The sequence below is a fragment of the Streptomyces sp. NPDC058051 genome, from assembly GCF_042885475.1.
Taxonomy (GTDB): domain Bacteria; phylum Actinomycetota; class Actinomycetes; order Streptomycetales; family Streptomycetaceae; genus Streptomyces.
In genome coordinates, this window is the sequence record NZ_JBHVRW010000001.1 from 761141 (window position 1) to 772855 (window position 11715).

The 11715-nt window shown below is 69.0% G+C and carries 6 protein-coding genes; 4 read left to right on the plus strand and 2 right to left on the minus strand.

Annotated features, from left to right (window positions below; all coding sequences use genetic code 11):
- Positions 1 to 151 precede the first annotated feature (151 nt).
- A complete protein-coding gene (locus ACFVUT_RS03225) occupies positions 152 to 2863 on the minus strand; it encodes a cellulose binding domain-containing protein (protein ID WP_389643362.1) in 2712 nt (903 codons plus the stop codon).
- A gap of 506 nt (positions 2864 to 3369) precedes the next feature.
- Here ACFVUT_RS03225 and ACFVUT_RS03230 point away from each other — a divergent pair.
- The 3 genes from ACFVUT_RS03230 (at position 3370) to ACFVUT_RS03240 (ending at position 8768) form a co-directional block, all read left to right on the plus strand.
- The gene (locus tag ACFVUT_RS03230) at positions 3370 to 4926 is read left to right on the plus strand and encodes a polysaccharide lyase family 1 protein (RefSeq protein ID WP_389643365.1); all 1557 of its coding nucleotides are present in this window, start codon (positions 3370 to 3372) and stop codon (positions 4924 to 4926) included.
- Between the two features lie 333 nt (positions 4927 to 5259).
- Complete coding sequence (locus tag ACFVUT_RS03235) at positions 5260 to 6183, plus strand: LLM class F420-dependent oxidoreductase (protein WP_389643368.1); 924 nt, start codon at positions 5260 to 5262, stop codon at positions 6181 to 6183.
- 374 nt (positions 6184 to 6557) lie between these two features.
- The gene (locus ACFVUT_RS03240; RefSeq protein ID WP_389643637.1) at positions 6558 to 8768 is read left to right on the plus strand and encodes a HelD family protein; all 2211 of its coding nucleotides are present in this window, start codon (positions 6558 to 6560) and stop codon (positions 8766 to 8768) included.
- A 113-nt stretch (positions 8769 to 8881) separates the two neighbouring features.
- On the opposite strand, the gene ACFVUT_RS03245 is transcribed toward ACFVUT_RS03240, so the two are convergent.
- The gene (locus ACFVUT_RS03245) at positions 8882 to 10384 is read right to left on the minus strand and encodes a carboxylesterase/lipase family protein (RefSeq protein ID WP_389643371.1); all 1503 of its coding nucleotides are present in this window, start codon (positions 10382 to 10384) and stop codon (positions 8882 to 8884) included.
- 577 nt (positions 10385 to 10961) lie between these two features.
- Here ACFVUT_RS03245 and ACFVUT_RS03250 point away from each other — a divergent pair.
- Positions 10962 to 11681 (plus strand): IclR family transcriptional regulator, encoded by a 720-nt coding sequence (locus ACFVUT_RS03250; protein ID WP_389643374.1) that lies wholly within the window; start codon positions 10962 to 10964, stop codon positions 11679 to 11681.
- Positions 11682 to 11715 lie beyond the last annotated feature (34 nt).

Below are 11715 nucleotides of genomic sequence, written 5' to 3' on the forward strand. Positions count from 1 at the left end.
GCGGCCCGGTCCGGCCACATGCTCCTGCCGAGGACGCACGTGACCGGACCGAGGCCGTGTGGACGAGTGCGCGGCCCCCCGGGACGCACCGGCATCCGGCGTAGCCGCCGGACAGCGGTGCGTCCCGCCTGCGGCACGGCCCCGTCATCGATCAGCCGACGGAGCAGGCATCACCTCCCAGAGTGAAGGCCGTCGGCGTGCCGTTGCCGCCCGTCGAGGTGCCGGTGAATCCGAAGCCCACCGAGGAACCCGCCGCGACATTGCCGTTCCAGGCGATACTGGTCGCGGTCACCTTCGCGCCCTCCTGCTGCGAGGTGGCGTTCCACATCTGGCTGACCTTCTGCCCGTCGGGGAACGACCAGCTCAGCTGCCAACCGCTGAAGGCCGTGTCGCCCGTGTTGGTGAGCGTCACATCCGCCTGGAAGCCCCCGGACCACTCATTGGTGACCGTGTATGCCACGGAGCATTCGGCGTCCGCCGGTGGTTCCCCCGGATCGGTACCGGGGTCGGTCGGGGTCGTGCCGCCGTCGGTGTCGCCGTCGGCGGAGTTGCCGTACATGATTCCGCGTCCGTTGGTGGAGACGTACACCCGGCCGAAGACCCGCGGATCCCCGGTGATCGCCGCACCGGTCCAACCCCACTGGTGGGCATCGTCGTTGATCCTCGTCCAGCTTGCCCCGGCATCGGTGGACCGGAAGATTCCGCGCACTCCGCCGATCTTGGCACTGACGAAGAGCGTCTGGTACGAGGCTCCCGTGGCGGCCTTGCCGAAGCCGACACTGTCCGCCTGCTCCACTCCGGAGACCTTGCTGAACGTCGCGCCCGAATCGGTGGAGTGCCACAGGCCGTACGTCCCCGTGGAGCTGCCGCCCGCCAGCCATACGTCGCCCTCGGACCCGGGCAACGCCTTGAAGCGGACGCTTCCCTCGGCGGGCAGGCCACTCGCCGCCGTCGTGGTGAAGGTGGCTCCGCCGTCCGTGGACACATAGAAGGCGCCCGCCTTGAATCCGTAGAACTTCTTCGGGTTCTTGCGGTCGGACTCGACGGTCGCCCCGGCCGGGATCCCGGTGGAGGCGCTCCAGGAACTTCCGTACCCGGTCGTGTGGTGTACACCCGCGCCCTCGGGACTCCAGACGAAGCCGCTGCCGTCCGCGGCGGCTGCGACCGTGCCGCCGCCGGTCACCCCGGAAGGCTCCGAACCCTGGAACCAGTTGGCCCCGTTGTCCGTGGAGAATCCGATGTGCGGAGCGGCATCGGCGTTGCCGACCCGTACGACCGTGCCGGGACTGGTCTCCGCGAAGTCCAGACTGGTGGTCGAGTCGAGATTCGGCGAGGTGTACATCAGGTTCGGCACAGCATCGAGATCGGTGTGCCGGAAGCCCCCGATGTCACCGAGAGCGCTCAGCAGCGGCGCGCCCGACGGCGGGCTCGCCAGGTCGTTGACGGCTGTCTCCTCCAGCCCCTTCACCATGGGCGTGATTTTGAACTGGCCGCCCGAGTCCCAGGACGTGAGGTTCTCCGTGCCGTAGATCGTGGCACCCGTGCCGTACATCATCCGGTTCGAGTCGAACGGGTCGATCTCCAGCGCCTCGGTCATCCAGCCGAGCTTGGGGGTGGTTTCGGGAGGGGAGGGGTTGGCGCCCCAGGACAGCCAGGGTACGGAGGAGATGTCCTGGGTGTAGCGGTTCGAACGATTCGGATAACTGGTGTAGTCCCAGGCCTGCGTCCACGTCGCGCCACTGTCCGTGGACCGGAAGATCTGCGTGTCCGGCCACCAGGAGCTGTATGCCGTGGCCATCAGAGTGCCGGGACTCTGCCGGTCGACGGAAAGCCCGCTGAAGCCGTAGTACGTATCGGCTTCCGCGACCGGGCTGACGTCCGCCCACTCGCCGGTCTTCGTGTCGTAGCGCGAGATCCTGCCCTTGCCCCCGTCGTACGGACCGCCCGTGTCACTGAGCGTCAGATACAGGTAGCCGGTGGCGGAGTCGAGAACTCCCTTGTGCGCCAGATAGCCGGTCGGCTGCCCCGCTATCCGCGACCACGTGGCGCCACCGTCGGTCGAGCGGTAGACGGTGTTCTCCTTGTCGGCGACCCCGACATAGATGTCCTGGGTCGCACTGCCGGCGCTACCGCTGCGCTCGTCGAAGGTGACCCACACGATGCCCTGGTTGTCGCTCGCGTAACCCGAGGTGTCGGACGGATCCTGCGCGTAGTTCCCCGGGTTGGGAAAGGCGGTCACTTCCGACCAGGTCGCACCCGAGTCGGTGGAGCGCCACAGTCCGTTGCCACTGGGCGCGCCCAGGTACAGCACGGAGTTCTTGTTCGGGTCGACCGCCAGCCGCTCGCCCATGCCACGCCCCGGCATGTTGCCGCCGAGCTTGAACGGAAGCGTGGCTGCCTTCCATGTGGCGCCGCGGTCGGAGGAACGGAGCACCGCGCCGTTGGTCGGATCCCAGCTGTTGGTGTACGTGCCGACCGCCGCGTACACCTTGTCAGGTTCGACCGTGTCGGAGGCGAGGCTGACCACTCCGGTCCAGCCCCATCTGTCCCAGTCCACCCAGTCCAGCAGAGGTGTCCACTGCTTGCCGGTCTGGTCCCACCGATACGCGCCGCCGATGTCGGTCCGGGCGTAGGCAAGGTTCTTCTCGGACCGGTTGAAGACGATGCCGGGCACGAAGCCGCCACCGTCGATGCGCACGTTCTTCCAGGAGTAGGTGTCCGCCGCAATGGACACATCGGATGCTTCGGTAGCACTCGGGACATTGTCCGAGCGCGCTGCGGCGGGGGTTCCGGCGGCGAATAAGCCGGCGGTCAGAGTGAGTGCCGCCAGTAGGGCGGCGAAGGGTCTTGCGTTTGAGCGCACGGAAGCGTCCTCTCCGAGCGGGGCCGCAAAGGCGGCGGTGCGGGTCCGGCATGAATGTGGGAGCGCTCCCATGTGCAGGCCGATGGTAGCGGGGCATCCCTTCCGGGAGAAGGGATGGCGTACAAGGTCATCGGATGACTTCCCCGGCGGCTCCGTCGATCCCGGCCGTCGCGCCGCGCACGCCCGGCGCGGCGCGAGGCGGCGAGTCGGACCAACTGGCGGGCCTGTCCGGCACACTGCCGCCGTGTACGCGGCACGGCGCTTCTTCGGAGCCAGGCAGTGACGAGGACGCGCGGCCACGTCACGGTCTCGGACCCGCGGCCGGCGCCTGCGCACGCGAACGTGCAGGCCGCAGCGGTCCCGCCGGCCCGGTTCGCGTCGCGCGAAGAGCATCCGGACGGGCCGGCCATCTGCCCGGCGACAGGGCGGCAACCTTTACGGCCGCCGAAACGACTACGGCATGGAACAGCGACCCCCAGCATGCGAAGACGAAGGTTGAGGCGAGGATGAGACGACCAGTCGCACTGCGACTCTATGCGGCGCTGGCCACGATGGCCCTGGCGGCCGGGACCGGCGCGGTGCTGTCGATGCCCGAGGCGTCGGCGGCGACCGGTAGTGCCACCGGCTACGCGACCCAGAACGGCGGGACCACCGGCGGCGCGGGCGGTCAGACGGTGCGGGCCACCACGGGAACCGAGATCCACGCGGCCCTGTGCGGCCGGGCCGACAGCAGCACCCCGATCACCATCGAGGTCGAAGGGACCATCAACCACGGCAACACCAGCAAGGTATCGGGCGACAGTTGCAACACCGCCGCCGGTGTGATCGAGCTCAAGCAGATCAGCAACGTCTCGATCATCGGCGTCGGCACCGGTGCCGTCTTCGATCAGCTGGGCATTCACATCCGCGAGGCAAGCAACATCATCATCCAGAACGTGACCGTGAAGAACGTCAAGAAGTCCGGCTCGCCCACGTCCAACGGCGGTGACGCCATCGGCATGGAGAGCGACGTCCACAACGTCTGGGTCGATCACGTCAGCCTTGAGGCATCGGGCGGGGAGTCGGAAGGGTTCGACGGCCTCTTCGACATGAAGGCCAACACCCAGTATGTGACGCTGTCCTACAGCACCCTGCGCAACTCCGGCCGCGGCGGCCTCATCGGATCCAGTGAGAGCGATCTCTCGAACGGCTTCATCACGTTCCACCACAACCTGTACGAGAACGTCGACTCCCGCACGCCCTTGCTGCGCGGCGGCACAGCTCACATCTACAACAACTACTACGCGAAGCTCAACAAGTCCGGGATCAACTCCCGGGCCGGGGCGCGCGCCAGGGTCGACAGCAACTACTTCAAGGACTCCAAGGACGTCCTGGGCACCTTCTACACCGACGCGGCCGGATACTGGCAGGTCAGCGGCAACATTCTCGACAACGTGACCTGGTCCAGCCCCAGTAGCGAGAACAACCCCGCCGGCCCCGACCTGAAGTCCAACACCACGGTCAGCATTCCTTACTCCTACAGCCTCGACGGGGCCGGCTGTGTGCCCGACATCGTGAGCCAGACGGCAGGCGCCAACAAGGGGCTGAAGGTGTCGGACGGCAATTGCTCGCCGCAGACACCCACGCCGGATCCCACCGACCCCACGCCGGATCCCACCGACCCCACGCCGGACCCGACCGACCCGACTCCGCCCAGCGGAACCAACCTCAGTACCGGCGCCGACTCGGACGGTTCCAGCAAGGCCGAGGGGACGAGCTATGGCAACGTGCGAGACGGTGACATGAGCACCTACTGGTCGCCGGCCGGGGGGACCGGTTCCATCTCCATCAAGTGGAGCTCCGCCACCGCGGTATCCAAGATCAACATCCGGGAGGCGTCAGGCTCCACGGGCAACATCGGGTCCTGGCGGGTCATCAACGCCGACACCGGCGCCGTCCTGACCTCCGGCAACGGGGCGGGCGTCATCGCCTTCCCCCAGACCTCGCTGCGCAAGATCACCTTCGAGATCTCCAGCTCGACCGGCACGCCGCAGGTCGCCGAGTACGAGACCTACTCCGGATAGCGGCGCGATCCTGTTGCCCGGCGGGTCCGGCCCCCGGACCCGCCGGGCAACAGCAACGCATTTGGCACCGCCGTCGCGACCGCCACCCGCTGCTGATCTCCCGGAACACGGGGCGGCACGCAGCCGGGAGCCGTCGGGCTGTTCAACGCGCGGGGCGTGACCTGGCACGTATCCAACGAGTTCGCCCAGTTGTACGGGGTGAGCGAACCGTGAGCCTGTAGTCCCGGGCCTGCGTCGGGACAGGAGCCCGCAGCCGCCGCGTAGGGAAAGCTGACATGAAGCTGTCACATATGAACCGGAATGCGCAGCCGCCTGACGGTGGTTCGCAGGGACATGACTGTAGGAGTTGCGCTCAACGCTACTGATGCGGACAACCAGGTCGACGCCTCCGTGAGGCTCGCCAGGGAAGCCGCCACCGCGGGACTGCGATCCGCCTGGTTCGGGCAGACCTTCGGTGCCGATTCCCCTCAGCTCGCCGCGATCGTCGGGCGTGAGGTACCGGACCTGCACGTGGGCACGTCCGCGATCCCCGTCTTCGGCCGCCACCCGCTGCTCGTCTCCAGCCAGGCCCAGACCGCGCAGGCGGCCACGCACGGCCGCTACCACCTCGGACTCGCGCTCGGCACCAAGCTCCTGACCGAGACCGGCTTCGGTATCCCGTTCGAGCGGCCGATTGCCCGGTTGCGTGAATTCCTCATCGCGCTGCGCCAGTTGACCGAGACCGGGGCCGCCGACCATCACGGCGAGCTACTGACCGCCACCACACCGGTTCCGGCACGCGTACCGGGTGCCGAGTCCGGCGTGCCGCTCCTCGTCGCCGCCATGGGGCCGCAGGCGCTGCGCGCCAGTGGCGAGCTGGCGGACGGGATCCTGCCGTATCTCGCGGGGCCCCGCGCGCTGGCTGAACACATCGTCCCGGCCGTCACCGCGGCGGCGGAGGCCGCGGGCCGGCCCGCGCCCCGAATCGTGGCACTCGTGTCCGGGGTGGTGACCGACGACGTCGACTCGGTGCGCGCGAAGGCCACTGAACAGCTCGCGTTCTACGAGCAGATCCCGTCGTACGCACGGGTCATCGAGCTCTCAGGTGGCGAGCGGGCCGCTGACGTGGCCGTGATCGGCGACGAAGAGACGGTTGCCGCCGAGGTGCGGCGCTACCGGGACGCGGGGGCGACGGAGGTGGTGTTCTCGGGGACGGAGATCGCAGGAGACGCCGATCGGCGCCGCACCTGGACCCTCCTGGGGGAACTGGCGGACTGAATCCCCTGGCGGACGGAATGCCTCTCGCGGAGTCGATGCGGCCGGCGAGGGGAGGCGTCCATCGGTATCGGCCGGCCCGTCGGGGGTGAGGGTCCTGGGGTGAGGGGCGGGCGTCCGCAGGCAGGGCGAGCGGGCTGGTTCATGTCCTCCTGAACAGCGCCTGCAGGCCGGTCGGGTTGCTTCCCGAGACGGTGAACCACCACTGTCGAAAATAGAGTTCCGGCACAGGAAATCCCCGTTCCGCAATTGCGGAACGGGGATTTCCTTACGTATATTGGGTGTTTCTGTGGGCACAGAAAAGGCCCTTCAATGAGGGCCACTAGAAAAACCATATCCGACAGGGAGTGATTTTGTCAACTCGCGAAAACGTCGAACTGCAGAAGGAGCAGGAATTCGTCGACCGGCTCTACGATCGCGTCGATGCGCTGCGCGGGGTCACCGAGCAACACGTCGAGGAGGCGTTGACCCCGGTGGGAAACGGCCTGCAGGCCCGTCTCGAACGCGATGTGCTCGTCGCCGAGCGCTCCGGTCTGCTGGCAGCCCTGAATGCGGTGGACGGATCGCTGTGCTTCGGCCGAATCGATCTCCACGACGGTGCCGCGCATCATATCGGCCGTATCGGAATGCGTGAGGACGACACTGAACGCACGCCCCTTCTGATCGACTGGCGAGCACCGGTCGCCCGACCGTTCTATCTCGCCACCGGGCATACCCCCATGGGCCTGCGTCGGCGCAGGCACATCACCACCGAGGGCCGCACGGTGACCGAGCTGCACGACGAGATCCTCGATCTCGGGGACCGTGAACGCACCGGTTTCGAGGACCCGAGCGGCGACGCCGTGCTGCTCGCCGCGCTCAGCTCCGCCCGCACCGGTCGCATGGGCGACATCGTGCGGACCATCCAGGCGGAGCAGGACCGCATCATTCGAGCTCCGCACCGCGGTGTCCTCGTCGTCGAGGGCGGCCCCGGTACGGGCAAGACGGCGGTCGCGCTGCACCGTGCCGCCTTCCTGCTGTACGAGCACCGTGAGCTTCTGGCCAAGCGCGCGGTCCTGGTCGTGGGCCCCAATCCTGCCTTCCTGCGCTACATCGGCGAGGTGCTGCCCGCCCTCGGCGAGACCGGAGTCCTGCTCGCCACGCAGGCCGAACTCTTTCCCGGTGTCCACGCCCGCGGCACCGACACCCCCCGCGCGGCAGCCGTCAAGGGCGGCGCGGGGATGGCCGAGGCGCTCGCTCTCGCGGTACGTGACCGGCAGGGGCTGCCCGAGCCAGGCGCCCCGGTGGTGATCCCGCACGATGACGGGGACCTCGTCCTGGACCGGGAGATCGCCCACCAGGCCCGGCAGGCGGCCCGCGAGACCCGTCTGCCGCACAACCTCGCCCGTCCGTACTTCACGTTCCACGTCATCGACGCCCTCACCGCACAGCTCACCGAACGCATCGGCGCGGACCCGTACGGCGGCCCCAACCTCCTCGGTCCGGACGACATCGCCCAGCTGGGCAAGAGCGTCGCGGCGAGCGAGGAAGTGCACGCCGCCGTCGGAGAGTTGTGGCCGGTGCTCACCCCCGAGGGCTTCCTCGCCGACTACCTGTCCGAGCCGGTGTACGTACCGGACGAGGACGCCGAGGCCATCCGCCGCGTTCCCGGCGACGGGGAGTGGACGCCGGCGGATGTGCCGCTTCTCGACGAGGCGGCGGAACTCCTCGGGGTCGACGACAGCGCCGAGCGGGCCGCCGCCGAGGCTGAGCGCCAGGAGCGGATCGCCTACGCGCAGGGCGTCCTGGAGCTGTCCCAGGGCTCGGAGACGTACGAGTTCGAGGACGAGGAGTCCGAGGTCCTGGCCGCCCACGACATCATCGACGCCGAACGGATGGCTGAGCGGCAGGAGGAGGCGGATCACCGGAGTGCGGCCGAGCGGGCCGCCGCGGACCGGACCTGGGCGTTCGGGCACATCATCGTCGACGAGGCGCAGGAACTGTCGCCGATGGCATGGCGGCTGCTGATGCGCCGGTCACCCACCCGCTCACTGACCCTGGTCGGCGATCCGGCGCAGACCTCCGAGGAGGCGGGCGTCGGATCGTGGGAGAAGATCCTGGAGCCGTATGTCGGCGACCGTTTCGAGCACGTCGGACTGCGGGTCAACTACCGTACGCCTGCGGAGATCATGGACCTGGCCGCCCGAGTGGTACGCGTCCAGAACCCCACGTTCGAGCCGCCCGGGTCGGTGCGGTCCACCGGCTTCCCGCCGTGGACGCGGGACGCCGGCGCGGATCTGGCGGGCGCGGTGGAGCGGGCCGTTGCGGAGCTGACGCCGCAAGAGGGGCGCCTCGCGGTGATCGCACCCTGTGCGCTGCACGAGGAGATCGCGGCCCCGCTCGACGGAGTCACGGCCGGAGCCGAACCCGACCTCACCCGTCCCGTGGTGCTGCTCGGCCCACGTGAGGCCAAGGGGCTCGAATTCGACCATGTCCTGGTCGTGGAGCCAGGGCGGTTCGGGACGAGTGACCTGTACGTGGCGCTGACCCGGGCGACCCAGCGCCTGGGCATCGTCCACCGGGAGGAACTGCCCGAGTCGCTGCGCTGACCGCTGCGGCGGCGGGCACGGAAACGGCAGTGGATCCGGTGAGGAAGGTGCGGTGTCCACCACGCGTGGACACGCTCCGGAGCCTGTTCAGGGCGCGGGCGCGGCTCGCCGGATCACGGCCGCAGGACGGGAAAGCGGGCCTCGGCCCACAGAGTACGGACAGGGGCGGGCCCGTCGTCGACGGAGCCGTCGTCGGCGCTCCATGTCCTGGCCCGCGTGGTGGAGTTGCCGACCGGTGGCCAGCCAGGGTTTCCGGTGGCAGCGAAGTCGGCCCAGGCACGCGTCATGCGGCGTGACAGTTCACGGTCTGCACAGGTGGGTGCGCCGCCGATGAGGAATGACACGCAGTCGCTGTCCAGGGTGCCGAAGGCGAAGGGGATGTCCGCGCAGTGCCAGGCCCGCACGACCCCGTGCGGGCCGGTGCGCCGACGGGCGAAACGTGACAGGAAGGACCGGCCGCCGGCGTGGGCGTGCTGTTCGGCGAGCCGGTTGCTGTACTCGCCGAACAGCAGATCGCCGAAGACGGCCAGGTAGACGTCGAGCACGGGGCTCTGGGGCATCGCGGCGCGATAGCCCGCCACCAGGCCGTCGGGGAGGCCGAAGTCCGCGGCGAAGAGGGCCAGTTGCTCATCGGTGGTGATCTTCGCGCTGCTGCCGACGGCGTCGAGCAGCCAGTACTCCTCCGTGGTGTGGCAGACCAGCAGGTCCACTTCCCGGGCCGCGCCGGCGGCCATCCCCGTGAGGGGGTCGGTGGGCAGGACGTCGCCGTCGAGGACGGGGGCGTAGAGCGAAGGGTCGTAATGCCGTGAACCCGAGGCGGGGTTGCGCCGGTAATCGTCGACGACCCGGTCGGAGGCGATGACCAGGGCTTGTGGAGTCGCGGACGCCAGGCCCTCGGGGGTGGCGGGGCAGTGCGCTGCTGCGGCGATCTCACGAGTGGTCGCGGCGGCGATGTCGAGCGTGTAGCAAGGGCTGGCGGCGCTGTGGGCGATGGCGCGGTGGAACAGCCCGCGGGCGCGGTCCATCACCATCAGGCAGGCGACCGAAGCGGCCCCGGAGGACTGGCCGGCGACCGTGACGTTGTCGGGATCGCCACCGAAGGCGGCGATGTTCGCGCGTACCCAGCGGAGAGCCGCGACCTGGTCGAGCAGACCCCGGTTGTCCGGGTACGAGGTTGCCTCGCTGTCCGGGACGTGGCCGAAACCCTCGAAGCCGAGACGGTAGTTGAGGGTGACCACGACCAGACCGGCGCGGGCGGGCGCGGTGCCGTCGAAGTCCGGCTGGGCCGAGGATCCGAAGGTGTAGGCGCCGCCGTGGATCCAGACCAGGACGGGCAGACGGCCGCCATCGGGGGCCGGGGTCCAGACGTTGACGGTGAGGATGTCCTCGTCGCCGGGAGACCATACGGGCGCGCCGGGCAGTTGCGCCGACTGCGGGGCGACCGGGCCGAAGTCCGTGCAGTCCCGCACTCCGGTCCACGCCGGCGCCGGGAAGGGTTCCCGGAACCGGTTGGCGCCGAAGGGCGGGGCGGCGTAGGGGATACCGAGGACGGCGACGACATCGGCAGAGGCCCGAAAGCCTTGGACCGAACCGTTCTGTGTCTCGAAGATGTCCATGGAGACTGCCTCTCGCTGTACGCCGGTTCGCCGGGGGAAGGCGGGCGTTCAGCGTTGCACTGCTCGGCGCGGCAGGACCAACACCAAGATCACGGCAACTCACGCACCGGTGATGTCAATCGCCTGCTGCCGTTGCTGCTGCTGCCCCGCCTGCGCAGGGCGGGCACACGACTGCGGCCACCTGCGCAGGCGCGGCATCGCACTGCGCGCCATCGAGCCGGGTGTCGGTACGGCATGGGGGAGGGGCGGGTCGTGCCCGGCAGCGCGGTGTCTTCGCATGGAAGACGCCTGAGTCGAGAGGTCTCCGCTCATGAGGTGTTCGTCGGAGGGTGTCCCCGCATGGAAGACGGGCGTGGCGGCCCGGCGGCGGGCGAGCCTGCTGCGTGGATTCGCTTGGCGCCTTGCATGCATCGCCCTTTGATTCAATGATCCGTTGATTCCAAGGCGTTGTATGGGTTGAATCGCGCCTGATGAAGTGTCGGATGTTTTTCCGCTGTGGCCATTGACGGTTCGATGGATGCACTGCAACAGTGACGTGTCTCGATAGGAGACAGTGTCCTCTTATGGGAGACGTTGCATGGTTACCCAGATCCTCACCTCCTCGCTCAAGACGCTGGAGGTCCTCGCCGCCCTGGCCGACGAGCCGCAAGGCGTGGGTGTCTCCGCGCTGGCCCGTCGTACCGGTGGCAGTCGGGGCTATGTCCATCGGCAGCTGGTGACGTTGTGCGCCGGCGGCTGGGCCGAGCAGTGCGAGGACGGGACCTATCGGCTCAGTCTCCGCGTCTCCCGGCTCTCCGACGCGGCGTTCACGCAGGCCGGGCTCGGCCACCGTGCCACCGCCGCGATGGAAGAACTGGCCGGACTGGTCGACGAGACGGTCTCGCTGGCTGTTCTCGACGGCGACTCGGCTCGGATCGTGCAGCGGGTCGAGGTGGACCGGCTGCTGCGGGTCGATGCGCGGATCGAGGCACGGATGCCGATCTCCGATACCGCTTCCGGCCGGGTGCTCACCGCGTGGGCGCTGCCGCACGACCTTGTCGCGTTGCGGGACGCGGGCGTATCCACCGCCGGGGACGACGAGTTGGAGCGCATCCGGCGCGAGGGCTACGCGATCTCCTTGCCGAACAAGCTGGAGCCGACCGTCGCTGTGGCGGCACCGGTCTTCGACGCCAGGCGGCGGGTGATGGCGGCGCTCTCCGTGGTCGGCCCCATGGTCCGCTTCGACGCCGAGGCGGCTGCCCCCGCCGCCATGGCCTGTGCGGCCCGAGTGACCACGATCGTCTCCGGACACAGATGACAGCCGCCCTTCGAACCCGGACCCGAACCCGGAC

Coding starts and splice junctions, on each gene's coding strand:
- ACFVUT_RS03250 (WP_389643374.1), top strand. CDS start 10,962: ATGGTTACCCAGATCCTCACCTCCTCGCTCAAGACGCTGGAGGTCCTC.
- ACFVUT_RS03245 (WP_389643371.1), bottom strand. CDS start 10,384: ATGGACATCTTCGAGACACAGAACGGTTCGGTCCAAGGCTTTCGGGCC.
- ACFVUT_RS03230 (WP_389643365.1), top strand. CDS start 3,370: ATGAGACGACCAGTCGCACTGCGACTCTATGCGGCGCTGGCCACGATG.
- ACFVUT_RS03235 (WP_389643368.1), top strand. CDS start 5,260: ATGACTGTAGGAGTTGCGCTCAACGCTACTGATGCGGACAACCAGGTC.